Genomic DNA, 22387 nt, shown 5'->3' on the forward strand with positions numbered 1-22387 from the left:
AACAGGGTATGCACCATCGGCGGATGAAAGACGACGCACTGCTGCCCCCTACCGCCGAAATTGCCCCGATGTTCGCCGTGCCGCTGTCCCAGGCGCGTATGCCCGGACATGAGTCGATCAATGCACAGCTCAGATCATTGCTGCTCGCACGCGCCGATGACCCGCAATTCGCAAATCCGCAGCCGTCGCTCAAGCAGCAGGTCGGCGTATTCGAGAGCCAGTTCAACCTGTTCGCATGGCCCGAGCCGCCGGTGCAGAAACTGCGCGAGTTCTGCTGGACCGAGCTCGGCAGAACGCTCCAGGCGCTGAACGGTTACACCGCGGCCGAGATGTCGCGCCTGCGCATCTATTCGCACACGTGGTTCCACGTCACGCGCGCCCCCGGGTTCGTCATCGCGCACACGCACCCCATGGCATCTTGGTCCGGCGTCTACTGCGTCGCGCCCGGCGGTGAATCGTCCGCGCATCCGGAGTCCGGGGTGCTGCGATTCCACAACCCGCACTACTACAGCAACATGTTCCTGGATCCCGGTAACGCACGGTTGGCTGCGCCGTTCCATCACGGGACGTGGAGCGTTCGCCTGCGGGCCGGGCAGCTCGTACTCTTTCCGTCGTGGGTATCGCACGAAGTGCTTCCCTTCCACGGCACGGACGAGCGCATCACGATCGCATTCAACTGCTGGTTCGGAATGGGCGACGGTCAGGGCGCCGCGGGCGCCGCGTAGGCCGGCGCGAGTCCGTCGATGAGAGGCTGGAGATGCGCCGCATAGTCGCGCCATGCCTGGCCGCGATTCCTCTGGAAGCCCTGTCGCGCGATATTCGCACTGGCCGTGGACACCGTGCCGCTCGAGCGCGTGATGTCGACCATCGAATCCTCGAACCGCAGTCCGCAGTGCGCGGCGACACGACCCGCAGTGCCTGACGGATCCTGCACCAGCGAGTCGTAAGGGATTTCGAGCACGCGTCCCGGCAACACTTTTTGCCAGTGCGCCATCGTGCGGCGATACAGAAGGTAGAAATCGGCAAGTTCCCGCTGGTCGTACGAGTAGAGCGCTACGCCGGAAAACAGCTGGCGCAGGTTCGAGAAGCAGGTGTCCGTCGGATCACGTTGAAGGTGGAGAAACCTCGCCTGCGGAAGCGCTTTCGCGATAAAGCCGACGTTGAGGAAATTGTGCGGCAGCTTTTCGGTGATGAAGGGCCTGCCTCGACTCATCCAGCGGGCACGCCGCGCGTAGCCCGACGCAACGCGATCGAAGTCCGCGGACCGCGCGGCTGTCACGAGCCCCACATCCGGACCTTTCGCGCTCGAGCGGTCGGTGGCCAATTCCATTTCGGCGTGGAAGGCGTACGTTTCACCCGCATCCGCCACTTGCGAATGGCCCGACAACATGCGTTCCAGCAGAGTGGTTCCGGAGCGGTGCATGCCGATGATGAAGATCGGCACGACCGGTTGAGCAACGCCGCTGGTCGCGCCCACGAATGCCGCGTCGCACACCGATTCGATCGTTTCGACGAGCGCCACGTCCTGCGCCGTCGAATACTCGACCTGTCGGCGCTTCGCAGCGCAGCCGCGCTCGAGCGCGGTCCACGCCTCGTCGAACCGGCGTAGCTCGTGGAGCTGCTTGTGCAACGCGAACGACAAGTAGATCTCGCCGTTTCCACCGGGCCTCGCGCGATCAAGCTGCGCGGTGAATCGGTCGACCTGGTTGTGCTCCGGCGACGCCGGCCGCAGGCCGGCCAGCATCATCGAATTCTGGTACAGCAGCGGGTCGGACCGAAGCGAGGCTTCGTAGCACTTCTCCGCCGCATCCAGCTCGCCGCGGAAAAAGTGGAAATTGCCACGCACGTGCAGGCAAGCGGCGTCCGAAGGCCGGCGACGCAGACCCTCCTCGACCAGCGTGGTGGCCTGCTCGTGCGCACCCGCCGAGCTCAGCATGACGGCGGCCTTGGCAATGATGTCGGCGGGCGCCCCTGCGGCGAACGCTGGGTCCTGCAGACATCCGGCCAGCGACTCGGACTCGTGGAAGTATGCGAGCCGCTGGGCGATCGCGTAGAGGATGGGTGCGACCGGTGGGCGAACGCGGAAAGCAGCCATCCCGGCGTCGTGGCCGTCCCGATGGCGGCCGAGCCATAACAGCACCGTCGACAGGCCAAGCAACGCCGGCGCGTGCGAGGGATCGATCGCCAGCGCCGCGCGATAGCTGCGCTCGGCCGTTTGGAGATCCTTGCGCGCTAGCGCCTGCTCCCCCGCCATCCAGAGCTGGTCGGGACGATTCATGGCATCTCGGACGCAACGGCGATCACGGCGCGCCCAGCGGTGCCATCGCGGGAAGGTCGCGCGCAGCGGCGCTCATCGACGGTGCAACATGGCGCTCGTACCAGGCGAGCGCCCTGCCGACCGGCGCCTCGAATCGTTGGCGGATCGACATGACGTCGCGCTCCCGTTGCTTGCCATCGTAGGGAACAGCGGTGGCCTTCGCATTACGTGTCGACACGGCGGCCGCGCGCGCGCGCAGGGCAGTGTCGAGCTGTGGTTCACCTAGCCAGGCGTTTGCGACGCGCGCCACTCCGACGGGATCGCCGAGCAACTGGGATGCGTCCAGCGTCCGCAACGTGGCGTTGCCAAACGCGCGGAGCAGATCGGCGCCGAGCTCGCGCTGCGCCGCCCACTGCAGGGCTGCGGCGCACAGGAGATCCGGCGGCGCCAGCGCGGCAGGCGGAAGTCGCGCCGCCAAGGTGCATGTCCGCAGGGCGCGCTCGGCGAGCTCGGGAATCCTGGACTGGGTTTCCGGCGCCTTCTTGATGTTGGACACCACGAAATCCTCAACGCTCGAGGTGAGAAGCAGCGCGCGGCTGCCGGGCGTCGTCCGCATAAGGTCGGCGGCGATGTTCAGCGCTGCGTGGGTGGGCTTGATCACCACCGACCCGGCGGCTGACCAGGGCCGTGCGAGCAGGCCCACAACCGGGCGCAGGAAATCGTCGACGGGCCAGCCCGAATGGCGCGCATCGCCAAGCCGGCGCAGCAGCAGGGGCTCTTTGAGGACGACCTGATTTGGCGCTAGATGCAGCGCGCGCGCGAGCAGCGTCGAGCAGCAGAACGAGGTGTGGAAGAGCCAGCCGAGCCGGCCCGCGGGCAGCTGCGGCGGGATCGCTGCCAGCGGAACCGGGGTCGCTGAATCGAGCTGGGCATCGATGCGGTTGTCGAGGAACGTCGAGCGTTCGAGGACGCCTTCATCGATCGGAAGGAAGCGGAATTCGCGATCCGGCACATGGAGGTCAACCGGAAACCAGCGTGCGTCGTCGAAGGGCGACGTCATGGACGCGCGCGCTGGAACTTGATCGCGAACGTGTAGCGCGGGAAATAGCAGATGCGGTTCGGCGGACGTCCGACGTGCTTGATGCGGCCGTCGAAGATCACCAGCCGGCCCGGCTGCGGACGTACCGCAGCTGCAATCTCGTCGGCGGCGTCGAAGAAGACGGTTTCGCCGCCCCATTCCACATCCCACAGATCGCAGATGTACCAGAGCGCCGTCAGGTCTTCGCGTTCGGGCAGGCAATCGACGTGGGTGAACAGCATGTCGCCATAGTTGGCGACATTCGTGTAGGCCCGATACGGCTCGTAGCGGTATCCCGCCGGCGCGATCGCCTCGACGGCGCGCATCGTGAGCGCATGGATCGGCTGTTCCCGCAGCGCCTCCAGGCGTGTTTGCGTCACCCAATGGCGGTAGCCGGCGGTGTCCGGGCGCGCGACCTCGGTGCGGGTGAACGCCGCGCGCGAAAGCCCGTCGGCGTAGGCCGCTGCGTTCGGGAGCAACCCGTCGAAAACGTGGAGCGCCCGCCCGTCGATGTCGAACGATCGGGCGGGTTTGAAGGGGTCGCGGTCGCTCATCCGCCAAGCATAGCGGCGATGCGCTGCTGCTCGGCATGCAGCGCGTCGGGCATGCGTGGGCCATACCCGCGCAGGTAGTCGCCGATGCTGTCGACCTCCGCGCGCCAGCCCGACTCGTCGAAGCCGAACAGCTTGTCGCGGGCCTCGTCGGAGAGCTGCACGCCGTCGAGGTTCAGGTCCTGCTCGCGCGGCAGTGCGCCGATCGGCGTTTCGACGGCGTCGGCCGTACCGTCCACGCGCTTGATCATCCACTCGAGCACGCGAAGGTTGTCGCCGAAGCCCGGCCACAGGAACTTGCCGTCATCGCCCTTGCGGAACCAGTTGACGTGGAAGACCTTCGGCAGCTTGTTGGCGCCGTTGTCGAAGGACAGCCAGTGCGCGAAGTAGTCGGCGAAGTTGTAGCCGCAGAACGGCTTCATCGCCATCGGGTCGCGACGCATGACACCGACCGCACCGGTCGCCGCCGCCGTCGTTTCCGAGCCCATCGCCGCACCGACCAGCACGCCGTGCGTCCAGTCACGCGCCTCGAACACCAGCGGCACCAGCGACGCGCGCCGGCCACCGAACACGATCGCGCTGATCGGCACGCCCTGCGGGTCCTCGGCCTTCTCGCTGTAGCTCGGGCACTGCCGGGCCGCAACGGTGAAGCGCGCGTTCGGATGCGCGGCCGGGCCGCGGCTGCAATCGTAGTCATTTCCGCGCCAGTCAATGGCGGGTTCGCCTTCGCCCAGACCCTCCCACCACGGGCGGCCATCAGCGGTGAGGCCGACATTGGTGAAGATCGTATTCGTACCGATCGTTTCCAGCGCGTTCGGATTCGACTTGGCGGACGTTCCGGGCGCGACGCCGAAGAAGCCCGCTTCCGGGTTGATCGCATACAGGCGACCGTCAGTGCCGGGTCGCATCCAGCAGATGTCGTCACCGATGGTGGTGATCTTCCAGCCCTTTTCGCGGTAGCTCTCGGGCGGGATCAGCATCGCGAGGTTGGTCTTGCCGCAGGCCGACGGAAACGCGGCGGCGATGTAGTGCGTCTCGCCGCGCGGGTTCTCGATGCCGAGGATCAGCATGTGTTCGGCCAGCCAGCCTTCCTGCCGCGCCTGGTACGACGCGATGCGCAGCGCGTGGCACTTCTTGCCGAGCAGCGCGTTGCCGCCGTAGCCCGAGCCGTACGACTTGATCGTCAACTCCTCGGGGAAATGCATGATGAAGCGGCGGTTCGGGTCGAGCTCGCCGGTGGAGTGCAGGCCGCGCACGAACGTGCCTTCGCGCTCGATGCGCGCCAGTGCGGGCGCGCCCATGCGCGTCATGATCCGCATGTTCGCGACGACGTACGGGCTGTCGGTGATCTCGACGCCGCAGCGCGACAGCGGCGAGTCGATCGGCCCCATGCAATAGGGCACCACGTACATCGTGCGGCCCTGCATGCAGCCGTCGAACAGGCCGTCCATCCGCGCATGGCCATCGGCCGGCGACATCCAGTGATTGTTCGGGCCGGCGTCGTCCTGGCTCGAGGTGCAGACGTAGGTCAGGTGCTCGACGCGCGCGACGTCGTCCGGATGCGAGCGGTGCAGCCAGCTGCCGGGATTGGTCTGTTCGTTGAGGCGCAGCAGCGTGCGGTCGCCCTCCATCTGCGCGACCAGCGCGGCGCTCTCGGCGTCGCTTCCGTCGCACCAGTGGATCGCGGATGGGCGCGTCAGCGCGGCGACCGAGTCGACCCACTCGGCGAGGGTCCGGAGCGAGGTCCCGATCGCGCTGCCCCCGGTCACGGCGGGCGGGTCGACATCCTGGACGAGGGCATTCATGGAACCTCCGGTGGCAGTGCGAAAGAAACTCGGTCGCCCGCGATCCTCAGGGGATCAGCGTGGCCATCATGTGCTCGACGAAGGCCTCGAACTGGTCGCGCGGAAGGCGCGCCTGGTTGAGCTGCAGGTTGAGTTGCAGGAAGCCGACGTAGGCCGCGTACGCAAGCCGCGCGCGGTGCAGCGCGGCGGTGGGCTCGAGCCCGGCCTGACGGAAGGATGCGGCGAGCCACTCGAGGCGGCGATGCGAGACGCGGCCGATCACCGGCGCCACCGTGGGGTGGTCGAGCGCCTTCAGCAGCGCCGAATAGATGATGTGGGAGGCGTACTCGTGGGCGACCAGGTCGAACAGGCGTCGCAGGCGCTCGCGCGGGTCGGCGATCTGTTCGAGCTGGCCGAAGATCGCCTCCTGCTCGGTCTTCTCCCACCGCTCCAGCGCGGCGGCGAGCAGCGATTCCCGCGACGGGAAATGCCAGTAAAAGCTGCCCTTGGTGACCCCGAGGCGGCGCGCGAGCGGCTCGACGGCCACCGCGCCCACGCCCTGCTCCGCGATCATGTCGAGAGCGGCCTGCGCCCAGTCGTCGGCGCTCAGGCGCCCGGTGCGGTCGGACTTGGCGGGCGTTTGCGTCGTCATGCGGTCAGTGTATCCGTACGGGTCCGGCCGGGACAGTATGCGTCGATCGTGACCCCTGTCGCGCCGCTTGGCTATCCGTTGACACGGGCGGCCAACGGTCACCATACTCGTGCGTATGTCGGGCGTTTCATGCTGGCGTTTGAATCGCGCCGAGCCTGTACCCGACCTTTCGACCACCCCGCGCGGACGGCCGTCCGCTGGAGCGCTCCATGAGCATCGCCGCACCGTTCCTCGTCCTGCTGATCCTGGGCGGCCTTGCCGCCTATCACCGCATGCGGCTCGCGCCCTGGGTGGCGGTGTCGGCGGGCGGCCTGGTCCTGTGCTGGCTGTTCGGCGCAAGCCACGCGGCCACCATGGTCGCGGCCGTGCTGCTGGCGATCGTCGCGATACCGCTGCTGGTTCCGGCGATCCGCCTGCCCTTCGTGACCACGCCCCTGTTCGGCATGTATCGCAAGGTGCTGCCGCCGCTGTCGGAAACCGAACGCGTGGCGCTGGAAGCAGGAACGGTAGGCTGGGAAGGCGAGCTTTTCGGCGGCAAGCCTGACTGGAACGTGCTGTTCGCGCAGCCCAGGCCCACGCTGCGCGAGGACGAGCAGGCCTTCCTCGACGGCCCGGTCGAGGAGCTGTGCAGCATGGTCAACGACTGGGAGATCACCCACGTCCACGCCGACCTGCAGCCCGAGCTCTGGGACTACATCAAGCGCAACAAGTTCTTCGGGATGATCGTGCCGAAGGAATACGGTGGCCTCGGCTTCACGGCGCTCGGCAACCACAAGGTGATCGAGAAGCTGGCGTCCATTTCCTCGGTGGTGAGTTCGACCGTCGGCGTGCCCAACTCGCTCGGGCCGGCCGAGCTGCTGATGCACTACGGCACCACCGAGCAGAAGGACTACTACCTTCCGCGCCTGGCCGACGGTCGCGAAGTTCCATGCTTCGGCCTTACCGGCCCGTGGGCGGGCTCCGACGCCACGTCCATCCCCGACTTCGGCATCGTGACCATGGGCGACTGGAACGGCGCCCGCGTGGTCGGCGTGCGCCTGACGTTCGACAAGCGCTACATCACGCTCGCGCCGGTCGCGACGCTGATCGGCCTTGCCTTCCGCATGTACGACCCGGACCACATCCTCGGCGACAAGGAGGACATCGGCATCACCTTGGGCCTGTTGCCGCGCGACACCGCCGGCGTCGAGATCGGTCGCCGCGCGATGCCGCTCAATTCGCCGTTCCAGAACGGCCCGGTGCGCGGCAAGGACGTGTTCATTCCGCTCAGCCAGCTGATCGGCGGCGAGGCATTCGCCGGCAAGGGCTGGCAGATGCTGGTGGAGTGCCTGTCGATCGGCCGCTCGATCACCCTGCCCTCCACGGCGTCCGGCGGGTCGCGGATCGCGGCGCGCGTCACCGGCGCCTACGCACGCATCCGCAAGCAGTTCGGGCTGTCGGTCGGTCGCTTCGAAGGCGTGGAGGAAGCGCTCGCGCGCATCGGCGGCAATGCGTACACGATCACCGCGCTGGCGGAGGCCTCGGCCGCGGCGGTCGCGCGCGGCGAGCTGCCGGCCGTGCCGTCGACGATCTCGAAGTACCACTGCACCGAGATGGGCCGCGAGGTCATCAAGGACGCCATGGACATCCACGGCGGCAAGGGCATCATCCTCGGCCCCAAGAACTACCTCGGCCGCGCGTGGCAGGCCTCTCCGATCGGCATCACGGTGGAAGGCGCGAACATCATGACGCGCTCGCTGATGATCTTCGGCCAGGGCGCGATCCTGTGCCATCCGTGGGTGCTGAAAGAGATGAAGGCGGCGAACAACACCGACGCCTCTCAGGGCCTGCGCGAGTTCGACTCGGCGCTGTTCGGGCACATCGGTTTCGCGATCTCCAACGCGGTGCGATCGCTGTGGTTCGGCATCACCGGCGCAAGCTTCGGCGCGGCGCCGGGCGACGAATACACCAAGCGCTACTTCCGCAAGCTCAACCGCTACTCCGCGGTGCTTGCACTGATGGCCGACACCTCGATGCTGCTGCTCGGCGGCAAGCTCAAGTTCAAGGAGTCGCTGTCCGGCCGCCTGGGCGACGTGCTGAGCCAGCTCTACATCGCCAGCGCGATGCTCAAGCGCTACCAGGACCAGGGCAGCCCTGCCGCCGACCGTCCGCTGCTGGCATGGGCGTTCCACAATGCAATGCACAAGCTCGAACTATCGCTGTCGGCCGCGCTGCGCAACTTCCCGGTGCGTCCGGTGTCGTGGCTGCTGTGGGCGCTCGTGTTCCCGCTCGGCCGTCGTGCGGAGGCGCCGAGCGACCGTCTGAGCCATAAGGTCGCGTCGATCCTGATGGCGCCTGGCGAGGCGCGCGACCGCATCGGACGTGGCGCGTTCCTGACCCCCGGCGAGAACCATCCGGCCGGCCGCATCGACAGCTACCTGCCGGCGGTGGTCGCCGCCGAGCCGGTCGAGCGGAAATTCCAGAAGGCACTCAAGGGGCACGAAGGCCGGGCGCACGACTTCGCCTCGCAACTCGACCTCGCGGTGGCCAACGGCTGGATCACCGCCGACGAACGCCGCCAGCTCGAGCAGTTGCGCGAGATGACGATCGACACGATCAGCGTCGATGACTTCGAGGCGGATGAACTGCGGTCGTCCGGCTATGCGGCAGTCGTAGCTGCACAGGCCACGCGCGCGGCGGCCTGACGCGCCGCGGCTGCATCACGCGACCGCGGCTTCGGCCGCCGTCGTCGTTTCGGGTCACCGTGGCTTCGTCGCACCGACCAGGCGCAGCCGCGATATTTCCGGAGGCACGCCCAGGCGCATCGGAAGGATGCTGGTGCCGATCCCGGACGAAACGAACAGGCGGCGATCGCCCTCCTGGTACACGCCGCGGATGTACCGGTTTTCCGGCTTGCCCCATTGGGCCGGCTGGCCGATGCCCGGCAGCGAGATCTGGCCACCGTGCGTGTGCCCGGCCAGCACCAGCGACGCGCGTGCGGGGATGCGCGGAAAGATCGCCGGGTTGTGGGTCAGCACGATGGCGGGCGCGTCATCGTCGACGCGCGCGAACGCCTTGCCGACGTCGTGCTTCGTCGTCCACAGGTCACCGACGCCGACGATCCACAGCGGACAGCCGCGCACGGTCACGCGGCGCGCCTCGTCCTCCAGGACGACCACGCCCACCGCCTCGAGCGCACGTCGCACTTCGGGCCCGCCCTTCCACCAGTCATGGTTTCCGAGAACGGCGTATACGGGCTTGCGCTGCGTGAGCACGCGCAGGTGCGGCGCGCTGACCGCGGCGGGGATGTAGGAACCGCCGAGTACGCTGAGGATGACGTAGTCGCCGGTCATCACGACCGCGTCCGAATCGCCGTTCGCCAGGCGCGCGACCACGCGGTCGAGGTTGGCGATCCCGTTGCCCGGCGATCCCGTGTGCAGGTCGCTGACCTGGTCGAGCCGCAGGCCGGCGCACGCCGCGGGCCAGCGCGGGATCGCGACGGTGTAGTCGCGATCCACCAGGCGGCGCGGCTCGACGAAGATGCCGTAGAGCATCACCACCATCGCAGCGACGATCCACAGGATGCCGAGCTCGCGAAGCCAGCGTCGGCGCGCTTCGGTGCTGCGGGTCATGCGTCGCTGGAATCGGTTTCGACGTGGCCGGCCGCACGCGACAGGCCCCATCCGATGCCCGCGGCAGCGCCCGCGGCGGCGACGCCGATCGCGGCGATCGCGCCCACGCCTGCTCCCAGTAACTTCATCGCATTCATCGTCAGGGCCACCAGCACGTCACCGAATCGCCACACCGCGGTGTCGACCGCGTTCTGGCCCTTGTAACGCTCGGTGCGCGCCACCTGCGTGAACAGGGCGTGCCGCGCCGGTTCGGCCATGCCGTAGCCCAGTGCGCGGCTCACGATCGCGGCGATGGCGACCGCCGGCATTGCCCCGATCAACGGCGCGTACGCATCCGGCGAGAAGACCACGAGCGCGAGCGCGGCCATCGCGATGCCTGCCCAGAGGATCAGCACGCGGCCCGCACCCACCAGCGGCAGCAGCCACCACGCGATGCCCACTTGCAGCAGCATCGTCAGCACGTTCGACGCAAGGTCCACGTTCGCGGCGAACGCGGTGCGCGCGCCACTGTCGGCGAAGGTGGCGTGCGAGTAATCGGCCAGCAGCGCGTAGTTGATCGTTCCGATCCCGTCGGCGAGCACCAGCAGCATCGCCATCCGCCGCATGAAGGGCGTCGCGACGACCTGCTTCAGGCCGTCCAGCATGCCGCCGCCGAGCGGCGCGTCGGTCGCGGTGACCGGATGCCTTTCGCGCGTCCAGCGGCCGAGCATCACCGAGCACGCCGTGGCCAATCCAAGCAATGTCGCCGACACGCCGAGCAGCGGCGCGATGCCGACGATGCCGACGAGCGACGCCGTGATCGCCGGTCCCGCGAGCGCCCCGGCGGTGCCGGCAAAACCCACCAGCGGGAACAGGCGCCGCGCTTGGATCGGCGTCCAGATGTCGGACATGAAGATCCAGAACACCGACACCACGAACAGGTTGAACACGCTCACCCAGACGAAGAACACCACGCCCAGCACGCGCGGCGGCAGCAGGTCCGGCTGCGCGAAGAACGGAATGAAACCCAGCAGGCACGCGACGAACACGCCGTACACCACCGGCACCATCACGCGCCGCCGCCAGCGCGAGACCAGCGCGGCGAACAGCGGCGTGAGCGCGAGCGTGACGACGAACGTGGCGGCGTAGAACCATGGCAGCTGCGTCGAGCCGACCGCGGCGGACAGCTGCTCGCGCACCGGCCGGATCACGTAGTACGCGGTGAGCACGCAGAAGAAGTACACGCACGACAGCAGCAGGGCGGGCCATTCGCCATGCCGCACGCGTGACTGCTCCGGTGCGGCGGGCGCGGGGTCGGCTGTCATGGGTCCTGGGTCCGCGTGGGATGCGAACCGTACTCCGCGACCGCCGTCGCCGCCACCCCGCCGACGCTATGCTCGTGCTGGACGGTGGCAACGCGGCCACTTCGCGCGAGGCAAGCATGTTCGACTACGTCATCGTCGGTGCCGGCTCCGCGGGCTGCGTCCTCGCCAATCGGCTGAGCGCGGACCCGTCGGTGCGCGTGCTGCTGCTCGAGGCCGGTCCACGCGATCGCCATCCGCTGATCCACATGCCGGCGGGCATCGCCAAGCTCGTCAATGTGCGTCGCCTCAACTGGGACTACGCGACCGAACCCGAACCCGCACTCGACGGGCGCAGGCTGTGGTGGCCGCGCGGTCGCGTGCTCGGCGGTTCGAGTTCGATCAATGCCATGTGCTACGTCCGCGGCGTGCCCGGCGACTACGACGACTGGGCGAGTGACGGCGCCGCCGGCTGGGCGTGGCGCGACGTGTTGCCGGCGTTTTTGCGCAGCGAGTCGAACGCGCGCGGGGCCGGCGCGCTGCACGGCGCGGACGGGCCGTTGAGCGTCGCCGACCTGCGTTACGTCAATCCGTTGTCGAGCGCATTCGTTGCAGCGGGGCAGCAGCTCGGGCACCCGCGCAATGGCGACTTCAACGGCGCGCAGCAGGAAGGCTTCGGCCTCTACCAGGTCACCCAGAAGGATGGCGCGCGCTGCTCGACCGCGGTCGGCTACCTGCGCCCGGTGCTCACGCGCCCCAACCTCGAGGTGCGCACCGGCGTGCTCGTCACCCGCGTGTTGCTCGAGGGGCGGTGCGCCGTCGGCGTCGAATATGCGCACGGGCGGCAGCTGCACAGCGTGCGCGCCGGTCGCGAAGTCCTGCTCAGCGGCGGCACGATCAACTCGCCGCAGCTGTTGATGCTGTCGGGCATCGGCCCCGCCGCTGACCTGCGCGGGCATGGCATCGACGTCGTGCACGACGCGCCCGGTGTCGGTGGCAACCTGCAGGACCATCTCGACGTCTGCACGCTGCACGCAAGCACGCAGCCGATCACCTACGACCGCGCGAGCGACCTGCGCATCGCCTTCGACTATTTCCTGCGCGGCCATCGCGGCCCGGGCACCTCGAACATCGCCGAGGCAGGCGCGTTCGTGCGTTCGCCGCTGGCCGCTGATGGGCGCGCCGACATCCAGATGCACTTCGTCCCGGCTCAGCTCGATGACCACGGCCGCCATCGCCTTCCGGGCGACGGCTATACGGTGCATGCGTGCTTCCTGCGTCCGCGCAGCCGCGGTCGCATCGCGCTCGCATCGCCGGACCCGGCCAGCAAGCCGCGCATCCACGCCAACTACCTTTCCGATGCCGACGGATTCGATGCCCGGATGATGGTCGAGTGCGCGCGGATGTCGCGGGAGCTGCTGATGCAACCGGCCTTCGATCGCTATCGCGGCGCGCCGGTGATCCCGCGTCGCAACGACCTTGACGATGCACAGCTGCTCGCCTTCGTGCGCGCCAAGGCGGAATCGGTCTACCACCCGGTCGGCAGCTGTCGCATGGGCGTGGATCCCGACAGCGTCGTCGATCCGCAGCTTCGGGTGCACGGCATCGAAGGCCTGCGCGTGGTCGATGCCGCGGTGATGCCGCGACTGATCGGCGGCAATACGAACGCGCCCACGATCATGATCGCCGAGCGCGCGAGCGACTGGATCGCTGGCACGGGCGGCGCAAGAGTTGGCAATCGCGCGGCCACTGTCGACGAATGCTGAATGGCGCGTCACGTGGCGATCGTTGTCGCCGACGTGAACCGAATGTTACGTGGACATTAAAGCAGCAGGCCCGACGTCACCGTTTCTGACGAAACCACGAATATGAACGCGTTTTTTCGTGGCACGCTCGGATCACGACGCTATGATCGAAACGTGAAGGCACTGTGGAAATATCGCGCCCATGACTAACGTCCTCCGTTCCCGGCTTCGTACCTGGCAGACGGGTGCACTCGCGTTCCTGTTGCCTGTCGCGCTCGGCACCGGTGCAGGCGCGCAGACGCCGCCACCGCGCTGGACGCCGCCTGCGACCGCGCCCGCGATTCCACAGGTCGTGCACAACACGCTGCCGATCGCGGCCGACTTCAACGTCGGACAGATCGAAACGTTGGCGCAGTCGCTGGTTGCCGATCAGAAGGTGCCGGGGCTGGCGATGGCGATCGTCTACAAGGGGCGCATCGTCAGCGTTCGCGGCTATGGCATCACCGACATGCAGGCCGCCGAGCCGGTGGACGCGCACACGGTGTTCCGCCTGGCGTCGCTGTCGAAGGCGTTCGCGGGCACGCTCACGGGCCTGCTGGTCAATGACGGCTCGCTGCGTTGGGACAGCAAGGTCACCCAGTACCTGCCGAACTTCCAGTTGAGCGATCCGAACGCGACGCGCGATGTCACGGTCGCGAACGTCGTCAGCCAGAGCACCGGCCTGCCGCGCAACGCGTTGGACCGCGACCTCGAGGCGTACACGCCGTTCTCGACGCTGACGCAGCGCCTGGCGAACGTGCCGCTCGCGTGCGCGCCGGGCGCCTGCTACGGCTACCAGAACGTCGCCTTCAGCCTCATCGGCGATGTCGTGTTCGCAGCGACCGGCAAGTTCTACGGCCAGGAAGTCCAGCGCCGCATCTTCAAGCCACTGGGCATGAACGACGCGAGCGTCGGCATGGAGGGCCTCGAGTCGAGTCCGCGCTGGGCGCATCCGCACGTGCACGGCCGCGGCGGTTGGGTGTCCGTGTTGCCGAAGTCGACCTACTACCAGGTGCTGCCGGCGGCGGGCGTCAATGCCAGCGCGACCGACATGGCGCAGTGGCTGATCGCGCACACGGGCTACCGCCCCGACGTGCTGTCGCCGTCACTGCTGGCAACGCTGCATACGCCGCGCGTGCAGACGCCCAGCGAGATGCGCGCTTCCGCGTGGCGCCGCGAGCGGCTGAGCTCGGCCGGTTACGGCATCGGCTGGCGCATCTACAACTACGCCGGCAACACGCTCGTCTTCCACGGCGGCGCCGTGCAGGGCTATCGCGGCGCGGTGGCGATGCTGCCTGACCGCGACTTCGGCGTGGCGCTGCTCTGGAACAGCGAGAGCTCGCTGCCGTCCGCGCTCGTCCCCACCATCCTCGACCGCGCCCTGGGCATCCCGGGCAGCCACTGGATGAAGGACGACTTCGACGAGCAGACGCAGTTCGTGAACAACAACACCGACGAGGACGCGCCCGGCACCAGCGCGAACAAGTCGACCGCTGCGCCCCGCTGAAGCGAGCGTCGGGCAGCCGATGGAAGGCCGGCATCCGCCGGCCTTTTTTTGGGTCGACCGGGCACCGTGCACCTGCGGACTTATCGGCGGTCACGGTCGACGCGGTCAGCGCACGTACGTTGCGCGCCGCATCGTCAGGTCGCTCGCGTTCCAGCGGCGGCGGCGCGTTCTTCGATCGGCCTGTAGCGCTGCACGGCCTGCCATCCGCACCGTGAATGCTGCGGCGCTGCCCCTCACGTTCGCGGACCGCTATCCGCTGGGCAATGCGCGCGGCGGCTGGGGGCACGGCCGAAGACACGCGGCTTCCCACCGCACGAGTGTCGCGACAGCCAGTTCTGCACCCGATCGAATCAAAAAAAAACTCTCCCCCGCCTGGGCTGCGGGAGAGAGTCGTTGACGCGGTAACCGGGTGTAGTTTTTCTTAGATCATCGGTGCCGGGGTTGCCGGCATGTTGGCCAGCGCGTCCGAGCCGCGACCCGAGCGACGCGTCATCTTGCGAGCGCCGCCGGCCTTCTTCGCCGTGGACTTGCGAGCGCCGCCAGCCTTCTTGGCAGGAGCCTTGCGGGCACCGGCCTTCTTCGCGGTCGCCTTGCGAGCGCCGCCGGCCTTCTTCGCGGTCGCCTTGCGGGCGCCGCCCTTCTTGGCTGCGGTCTTGCGAGCCGTCGACTTCTTGGCAGTCGCCTTGCGGGCGCCGCCCTTCTTGGCTGCAGTCTTGCGAGCGCCGCCCTTCTTCGCCGCCGTCTTGCGGGCGGTCGACTTCTTGGCGGTGGCCTTGCGAGCCGTCGACTTCTTGGCAGTCGCCTTGCGGGCGCCGCCCTTCTTGGCTGCAGTCTTGCGAGCGCCGCCCTTCTTCGCCGCCGTCTTGCGGGCGGTCGACTTCTTGGCGGTGGCCTTGCGAGCCGTCGACTTCTTGGCAGTCGCCTTGCGGGCGCCGCCCTTCTTGGCTGCAGTCTTGCGAGCGCCGCCCTTCTTCGCCGCCGTCTTGCGGGCGGTCGACTTCTTGGCGGTGGCCTTGCGAGCGCCGACCTTCTTGGCCGCGGTCTTGCGGGCCCCGGTCTTCTTGGTTGCGGCCTTCCTGGTTGCGGCCTTCTTGCCCGCAGCCTTCTTGGTCGCCTTCTTGGCGGGGGACTTCTTGGTGGCTTTCTTCGTGGCCATGGGATGGCTCCTCGTTAGTGGTCTATCGGGGTATTGCCCAGTTCAAGACGACGTCGCGGGAACAGCCCGGCGACTGACCGACGCATCGGGGTTCCGATGCGGCGGCAATAGCGGCGAAGTGCGGATGCACCCGCCGAAAACGACAGCACCTGTCTGGTTCGCATGTACGTCGCAGCCGTGAAAAAGCCCGGCCCGCCAGCGGCGGATCGGGCTGCTTCGGAATGCGACGTGTGCTTTCGCGAGGGAAACGACTCCTGCGTCCACCGGTTTGGCATACCGGGCGGAGTTCCGTTTTGTAGTGCGCGTTGTCGCGTCTGTATTTGCCACTCGCTTTCGCAGGTTGAGCTGCTGGGCGAAACCTAATCAGCGTTTTTTTGCATGTCAACAACCCCGGCGCATTTTTTTTGCCCCGCGTCTCCGAGCGACCGCCGCCGACGCCGCGTCCGAGCGACCCGCGCCGCACGCGCTTCGAGCGCGCGGCCGCGCGCGCGGATTTTCGCGTGCAACAAAAACGTCGGTAAACACGGTGTTTTGTTCGCGCAGTGCATGTACGCATGTCTCCAACACCACTGCGTCGATGCGCGCGCCCGCACCCGGAACGAAAGCCCAACAGGCGCCGCTAGCGATGTGTCGACGACGCGAAGAAATGTTCTCGCTTGCGCGTCGCACAAGTCGATTTGCGCGGATTTGCGCGAACCCGACACGCGTGTTCGCGGTCGACGAGATGACCTCGTCGGCGCCGATCGCGGTTTGTCGACGACGCATCGACGCGTCCGCGACTACCTGCTGCAACGCCATGCGACGGCCGCATGCGCCATCTGACACCGCGTCGCCCGGTGGCATCGACAGCGCACGCCGCGCGTCCGATCGCGTTCCCTCGGAAACGAAAAAAGGCCGCGGAGATCCGCGGCCTTTCGGGGAAACCACTTGAAGTACGGATCAGTGGTCGTCGTCCAGCTGCTCGGCATAGTCGTCGGGCTCGAGCAGCTCGTTGAGCTGGTCGGCGTCCTCGATCTCGAGCTGGAACAACCAGCCTTCGCCGAATGCGTCCTCGTTGATCGTTTCGGGCTTGTCGGACAGCGCGTCGTTCACCGCGACCACCTTGCCCGACACCGGCGCGTACACGTCGGAGGCGGCCTTGACCGACTCGACGACGGCGCATGCGTTGCCGGCTTCGACACGGTCACCGACACCTGGCAACTCGACATAGACGAGGTCGCCGAGCAGTCCCTGTGCGTGGTCGGAAATACCGACGGTCACCTTGCCGTCGCCTTCGACGCGGGCCCATTCGTGGGTCTTGAGGAACTTGAGGTCGCCGGGGATCTCGGTCATGGGGGCTCCAATGCGTCGTGGGTCGCGGATATGTCGGTGGGGTCTGTGCGCGGCTAGTGTAGCCAAGCGATGCGGACGGAACAGCCGCCTGCGTGCCGTACGTCAGGCGTCGGGCACGAGGCTCGCGCCTTCGCGCACGAACGGGTACTTGACCACGCGCACCGGAACCTCGCGGCCGCGGATGTCGACGCGCACGTCGCGCACGTCGCCCGCCGGCACGCGCGCCAGTGCGATCGCCTTGCCGATGGTCGGCGAGAACGTGCCGGAGAGGACCTCGCCTTCGCCGGCGGACGTGAGCACCTTCTGCCCGTGGCGCAGCACGCCCTTCTCATCCATCACCAGACCGACCATCTGCCGCGCGCTGCCGTGTTCGAGCTGTCGCTCCAGTGCTGCGCGCCCGATGAAGTCGCGGCCCTCGTCGAGCGCGACGGTCCAGGCGAGGCCCGCCTCGTACGGCGACACGTCCTCGTCCATGTCCTGTCCGTAGAGGTTCATGCCGGCTTCCAGGCGCAGCGTGTCGCGCGCGCCAAGCCCCGCCGGCTTGACGCCCGCTTCGACCAGGCGATCCCAGATGCGCGCGGTGTGGTCCGCCGGCACCAGCACCTCGAAGCCGTCCTCGCCCGTGTAGCCGGTGCGCGCGACGAACAGCTCCACTCCATCGGCAGTGATGCCCGTGGCCGCGGCGAAGCGGCCGAGCTTGTCGACGGACGCGCGGTCCGATGCGCGCAACAGACCGATGACCTTCGCGCGTGCGTTCGGGCCCTGCACGGCGATCATCCCGAAGTCCTCGCGCTCGGTGACCCCGACGTCGAACGCGGCCGCCTGCTGGCGGATCCACGCCATGTCCTTCTCGCGCGTGGCGGCGTTGACCACCAGGCGGAAGAACCCGTCGCCGAGGAAGTAGACGATCAGGTCGTCGATGACGCCGCCGCGCTCGTTGAGCATGCAGGTGTAGAGCGCCTTGCCCGGCTTCTTGAGCTTGTCGACCGAGTTGGCGACCAGCCGACGCAGGAAGTCGCGCACCTGCGCGCCGTGCAGGTCCACCACGGTCATGTGCGAGACGTCGAACATGCCGGCGTCGCGACGCACCTGGTGGTGCTCGTCGATCTGCGAGCCGTAATGGATGGGCATGTCCCATCCGCCGAAGTCGACCATCTTGGCGCCGTGGGCGCGATGGGTCTCGTTTAGGACGGTCTTGTTCGTCATGGCGGGTCGCGGGGTGGGGAAGCCGCGATTATCCCGCGCCGAGGGGACGCCGTGGGCGCCCGGTGAACGCGGCGCGCGCAGGAGCCGGTAACAGCGTCCCGCGACGCGTCGCAGAAGGCGCCGCGCCGCTCAGTCCTGAGGCACGACCTCGAGCGTCATGCCGCGCACCGCGACGACGCGGACGCGCGCACCGAGCGGCAGGTCCACGCCTTCCACATCCCATAGCGCGTCGGCGATCTGCACGCGGCCACGGCCGTCCACGATCGGACGCACCAGCGTCGTGACGCTGCCGACGAGCTGTTCGGCGCGACGGTTCAACGCCGGCCGGTCACTTGCCTGCGGCTGGCGCCTGAAGAAGCGCAGGCAGACCAGCACGGAGACGACGCTCAGCACCGCGAAGGCGACGACCTGCCAGACGGTCGCCAGCGTCGGCACCATGAAGACGAGCGCCGCGGTCGCCGCGGCGGCGATGCCGAGCCACAACATGAAGGCGCCGGGCGCGAGCAGCTCAGCGGCGACCAGCACCAGCGCGAGGATGGCCCACACCGTGGCGTGCATGGCGTGGACTCAGCGCGGCAGTGCCGGCGGTTTCGCCGACGGCTGCCGTTCCAGCGCTTCGCGGGCGAGCTCGGCGATGCCGGCGATCGAACCGACAATGCCGGCCGACTCCATCGGCATCAGGACGAACTTCTGGTTCGGCGCTTCGGCGAGCGACTTGAACGCCTCGATGTACTTCTGCGCGACGAAGTAATTGATCGCCTGCACGTTGCCTTCGCTGATCGCATCCGACACCAGCTGCGTGGCCTTGGCCTCGGCTTCGGCGAGGCGCTCGCGCGCTTCGGCGGCGCGGAACGACGCCTCGCGCTGGCCCTCGGCCTCGAGGATCACGGACTGCTTCTCGCCCTCGGCCTTGAGGATCGCCGCCTGCCGGAAGCCCTCGGCCTCGAGGATGTTCGCGCGCTTCTCGCGCTCGGCCTTCATCTGCCGCGCCATCGAATCGATCAGGTCGCGCGGCGGCGCGATGTCCTTGAGTTCGATGCGGTTGACCTTGATGCCCCACGGATGGGTCGCCTGGTCGACCGCCACCAGCACCTTGGTGTTGATTTCGTCGCGCTTGGACAGCGACTCGTCGAGGTCCATCGAGCCGATCGCGGTACGGATGTTGGTCATCACCAGGTTGAGGATGGCGATTTCGAGCGTCGCGACCTCGTACGCCGCCTTCGCCGCGTCCAGCACCTGGAAGAACACGATGCCGTCGACCTTGACGACCGCATTGTCCTTGGTGATCACGTCCTGGCTCGGGACCTCGAGTACCTGTTCCATCATGTTGATCTTGCGGCCTACGCCGTAGACCACCGGGAACAGGAAGTGCAGGCCCGGGTCCAGCGTCTTCGTGTACTTGCCGAAACGCTCCACCGTCCACTCGTAACCCTGCGGGACCATGCGCACGGTCTTGAACAGCGCCACGACGACGAGGAACGCGAGAACCAGTCCGACGATCGATCCACCCATGACGCTCTCCCTTTAGTGGCGCGAGTATAGGCCGCGTCACCGGCAGCGTTGCTCCGGCCATCCGCGCGTCGGCATGCTGCGCTGGCGGCGACGTCAACCGCCGAGGTAGGCGCGTCGGCGCGATCGCGCGCCGCAACGATGACGCCGGTCAGGCGACCGCCGCCTCGACCTGCTGCCACTGCACCTCGTCGAGGCCGTGGACCAGTTCCAGCGCCTGCAGGTTCTGCAACAGCTGTCCGACGCGACTCGCACCCAGGATCACGGAAGACACGTGCGGATTGCGCAGGCACCACGCGACGGCGAGTGCCGCGGGCGGATGGCCGAGCGATTTGGCGACGTCGCTGAAAGCACGTGCGCGGTCAAGGCGGCGTTCGCTTCCGTCACCCAGCACGAGGCGCTTGAGCCAGCCCATGTCCTCGCGCTCAAGGCGCGCCGGCGCGTCGCCCGAGGTGTCCGCGTACTTGCCGCTGAGCAGGCCCGAGGCCAGCGGCGAGAACGTCGTCGTGCCAAGGCCGAGCTCGGCATAGAGCGGTGCGTATTCGAGTTCGACACGTTCGCGATGCAACAGGTTGTACTGCGGCTGCTCCATCGTCGGCGGGTGCAGGTGGTGCGCGCGCGCGACGCGGTGCGCCTCGCGGATCAGCGTGGCCGGCCACTCGGACGTGCCCCAGTAGAGCACCTTGCCCTGCCGCACCAGCACGTCCATGGCCCACACCGTCTCCTCGACCGGCGTGTCCGGATCGGGACGGTGACAATAGAAGAGGTCGAGCGCGTCCACACGCAGGCGCTTGAGCGCGGCGTGGCAGGCGTCGTGTACGTGCTTGCGCGATAGCCCGCGCTGCATCGGCGACGGACCCTGCGCCGACCCGAAAAACACCTTGCTGGAGACGCAGTAGCCGTCGCGCGGCAGGCGCAGGTCGGCGATCACGTCTCCCATCACCTTTTCCGCCTCGCCGTTCGCATAGCCCTCGGCGTTATCGAAGAAGTTGATGCCGTGGTCCCACGCGGCGGCGACGAGATTGCGGCATTCGCTGCGCGGCACCTGGTTGCCGAAGGTCAGCCACGCGCCGAACGAGAGCGCGGAGAGTTGCAGGCCGGACGATCCGAGGCGGCGGTATTGCATGGGGCGGCTCCGAAGGCAGGCGTCGCACTGTAAACCGCCCGGGCCTGACGGAGAGGTGGCGACGGCTCTGCCCGCAGGCCGCGCCGCCGACTGCCCTGCGCTGCGCAACGCACGACCGGCTGACGCTGCGATATGGACCTCGCCAGCTGTGCGCGAACGTGCCTCTCGCGCGGCTGGTCAGGTTTCCCGCGGCCGGAATGCTTCTCGACAGCCGCTTTTGCCTCTACGCTCGCCCCACTACCGCGCCAGGACCTGCCTAGTGAACCTCAAGTTCCGCCTGACCCTGATGAACTTCCTCCAGTTCTTCGTCTGGGGGGCCTGGTTGCTCACGGTCGGCGCCTACTGGTTCCAGAACCGCCAGTGGTCCGGCACCAGCTTCGGCGAGATCTTCTCGACGATGGGAATCTCGTCGCTGTTCATGCCATCGCTGATGGGCATCGTCGCCGACCGCTGGATCAACGCCGAGCGCCTGTACGGCGCGCTGCACATCCTGGGCGGCGTCTTCCTCTGCATGCTGCCGCGCGCGGCGAACCCCGACCAGTTCTACTGGCTGATCCTCGCGACGATGCTCTGCTACATGCCGACCATCTCGCTGGCGATCGCGGTGGCCTACAACGCGCTCAAGCAGCAGGGCCTGGACGTGGTGCGCGACTACCCGCCGATCCGCGTCTGGGGCACCGTCGGCTTCATTGCCGCGACGTGGACGACGAGCTGGCTCGGCTTCGAGTCGTCGGCCGCGCAGTTCTATGTCGCGGCGGCAGGGTCGGTACTGCTGGGCCTCTACGCCTTCACCCTGCCTGCGGCGCCGCCGCGCCTGGGTCGCGGCGACAGCCGGACGATGATCGACGCGCTCGGCCTGACCTCGTTCCGGCTGTTCCGCGATCGCAACATGGCGGTGTTCTTCATCTTCGCGATGCTGCTCGGCGCGGCGCTCCAGCTCACCAATGCCTACGGCGTGACGTTCCTCAAGGACTTCGAGGCGCTGCCGCAGTTCAAGGAGGCGTTCGGCGTCCGCCACTCCGCCGTCATCATCTCGATATCGCAGATCTCCGAAACGCTCTTCATCCTCACTATCCCGTTCTTCCTGAAGCGCTTCGGCATCAAGACGGTGATGACGATCTCGATGCTCGCGTGGTTCCTGCGCTTCGGGCTGTTCGCCTACGGCGACCCCGGCGCGGGCCTGTGGATGATCGTGCTCAGCTGCATCGTGTACGGCATGGCATTCGACTTCTTCAACATCTCCGGATCGCTGTTCGTCGAACAGCAGAGCGACCCGCGCATCCGCGCGTCCGCGCAGGGCCTCTTCATGCTCATGACCAACGGCGTCGGCGCCGTGCTGGGCAGCCGGATCAGCGGCTGGATGATCGACCGCTACTTCACCGGCGCGGGTGGCGCGAAGGACTGGCACGGCATCTGGACGACGTTCGCGCTGTACGCGCTGGCGATGGCGATCCTGTTCGTACCGCTGTTCCGCCACCGCCACACCCCCGGCGCGCCGGTTCCGGTGCACGGCGGCACCGACGTCAACAATCCCTGACGTGGCAGGCACGGTGG

The 22387-nt window shown here is 67.9% G+C and carries 18 protein-coding genes; 5 read left to right on the plus strand and 13 right to left on the minus strand.

Annotated elements, in window-relative coordinates:
• The first annotated feature begins 23 nt into the window (after nt 1–23).
• A complete protein-coding gene (locus tag FW784_RS00460; protein WP_205123537.1) occupies nt 24–725 on the plus strand; it encodes a putative 2OG-Fe(II) oxygenase in 702 nt (233 codons plus the stop codon).
• Here FW784_RS00460 and FW784_RS00465 read toward each other — a convergent pair.
• Genes FW784_RS00465 through FW784_RS00485 form a run of 5 tightly spaced genes read right to left on the minus strand, consistent with a single transcriptional unit; the run spans nt 701 to nt 6322 of the window.
• Nucleotides 701–2278, minus strand: coding sequence for a tetratricopeptide repeat-containing sulfotransferase family protein (locus tag FW784_RS00465; RefSeq protein ID WP_149351403.1), 1578 nt, complete (start codon nt 2276–2278; stop codon nt 701–703). The two genes, FW784_RS00460 and FW784_RS00465, sit on opposite strands and share 25 nt — an antisense overlap.
• Nucleotides 2279–2300: 22 nt before the next feature.
• Entirely contained in the window at nt 2301–3317 is a 1017-nt protein-coding gene (locus FW784_RS00470; RefSeq protein ID WP_149351404.1) for a hypothetical protein, read from the minus strand.
• Nucleotides 3314–3889: a 2OG-Fe(II) oxygenase gene (locus FW784_RS00475; protein ID WP_149351405.1), complete on the minus strand. Its 576-nt coding sequence runs from the start codon at nt 3887–3889 to the stop codon at nt 3314–3316. Before FW784_RS00475 ends, FW784_RS00470 begins: the two co-directional genes overlap by 4 nt.
• Entirely contained in the window at nt 3886–5691 is a 1806-nt protein-coding gene (locus tag FW784_RS00480) for a phosphoenolpyruvate carboxykinase (GTP) (protein WP_149351406.1), read from the minus strand. The genes FW784_RS00475 and FW784_RS00480 overlap by 4 nt, the downstream gene beginning before the upstream one ends.
• Nucleotides 5692–5737: 46 nt before the next feature.
• Entirely contained in the window at nt 5738–6322 is a 585-nt protein-coding gene (locus FW784_RS00485; protein WP_149351407.1) for a TetR/AcrR family transcriptional regulator, read from the minus strand.
• Between the two features lie 209 nt (nt 6323–6531).
• On the opposite strand from FW784_RS00485, the gene FW784_RS00490 reads away from it, so the two are divergent.
• A complete protein-coding gene (locus FW784_RS00490; protein ID WP_149351408.1) occupies nt 6532–9006 on the plus strand; it encodes an acyl-CoA dehydrogenase in 2475 nt (824 codons plus the stop codon).
• Nucleotides 9007–9060: 54 nt separating this feature from the next.
• Here the strand turns inward: FW784_RS00490 and FW784_RS00495 are convergent, their stop codons facing one another.
• Together FW784_RS00495 and FW784_RS00500 are read right to left on the minus strand one after the other, a co-directional pair.
• Complete coding sequence (locus FW784_RS00495) at nt 9061–9933, minus strand: metallophosphoesterase (RefSeq protein WP_187770612.1); 873 nt, start codon at nt 9931–9933, stop codon at nt 9061–9063.
• Entirely contained in the window at nt 9930–11237 is a 1308-nt protein-coding gene (locus FW784_RS00500) for an NTP/NDP exchange transporter (RefSeq protein WP_149351410.1), read from the minus strand. The genes FW784_RS00495 and FW784_RS00500 overlap by 4 nt, the downstream gene beginning before the upstream one ends.
• A gap of 116 nt (nt 11238–11353) precedes the next feature.
• On the opposite strand from FW784_RS00500, the gene FW784_RS00505 reads away from it, so the two are divergent.
• The gene (locus tag FW784_RS00505) at nt 11354–12979 is read left to right on the plus strand and encodes a GMC family oxidoreductase (protein ID WP_149351420.1); all 1626 of its coding nucleotides are present in this window, start codon (nt 11354–11356) and stop codon (nt 12977–12979) included.
• A 181-nt stretch (nt 12980–13160) separates the two neighbouring features.
• On the plus strand, nt 13161–14504 hold the full coding sequence (locus tag FW784_RS00510) for a serine hydrolase domain-containing protein (RefSeq protein WP_149351411.1): 1344 nt from the start codon (nt 13161–13163) through the stop codon (nt 14502–14504).
• A gap of 421 nt (nt 14505–14925) precedes the next feature.
• On the opposite strand, the gene FW784_RS00515 is transcribed toward FW784_RS00510, so the two are convergent.
• The 6 genes from FW784_RS00515 to FW784_RS00540 form a co-directional block, all read right to left on the minus strand.
• Complete coding sequence (locus tag FW784_RS00515) at nt 14926–15660, minus strand: histone H1-like repetitive region-containing protein (RefSeq protein ID WP_149351412.1); 735 nt, start codon at nt 15658–15660, stop codon at nt 14926–14928.
• 939 nt (nt 15661–16599) lie between these two features.
• A complete protein-coding gene (gcvH, locus tag FW784_RS00520) occupies nt 16600–16992 on the minus strand; it encodes a glycine cleavage system protein GcvH (protein WP_149351413.1) in 393 nt (130 codons plus the stop codon).
• A gap of 102 nt (nt 16993–17094) precedes the next feature.
• The gene (gene gcvT, locus FW784_RS00525) at nt 17095–18198 is read right to left on the minus strand and encodes a glycine cleavage system aminomethyltransferase GcvT (protein ID WP_149351414.1); all 1104 of its coding nucleotides are present in this window, start codon (nt 18196–18198) and stop codon (nt 17095–17097) included.
• A 129-nt stretch (nt 18199–18327) separates the two neighbouring features.
• Complete coding sequence (locus FW784_RS00530) at nt 18328–18756, minus strand: NfeD family protein (RefSeq protein WP_149351415.1); 429 nt, start codon at nt 18754–18756, stop codon at nt 18328–18330.
• Between the two features lie 9 nt (nt 18757–18765).
• Nucleotides 18766–19710: an SPFH domain-containing protein gene (locus FW784_RS00535; RefSeq protein ID WP_149351416.1), complete on the minus strand. Its 945-nt coding sequence runs from the start codon at nt 19708–19710 to the stop codon at nt 18766–18768.
• Between the two features lie 148 nt (nt 19711–19858).
• On the minus strand, nt 19859–20833 hold the full coding sequence (locus tag FW784_RS00540) for an aldo/keto reductase (RefSeq protein WP_149351417.1): 975 nt from the start codon (nt 20831–20833) through the stop codon (nt 19859–19861).
• A 259-nt stretch (nt 20834–21092) separates the two neighbouring features.
• Here FW784_RS00540 and FW784_RS00545 point away from each other — a divergent pair, with 259 nt between their 5' ends.
• Entirely contained in the window at nt 21093–22370 is a 1278-nt protein-coding gene (locus tag FW784_RS00545; protein WP_149351418.1) for a nucleoside permease, read from the plus strand.
• Nucleotides 22371–22387: the final 17 nt, after the last annotated feature.

The organism is Cognatilysobacter lacus (assembly GCF_008274655.1).
Lineage (GTDB): Bacteria > Pseudomonadota > Gammaproteobacteria > Xanthomonadales > Xanthomonadaceae > Cognatilysobacter > Cognatilysobacter lacus.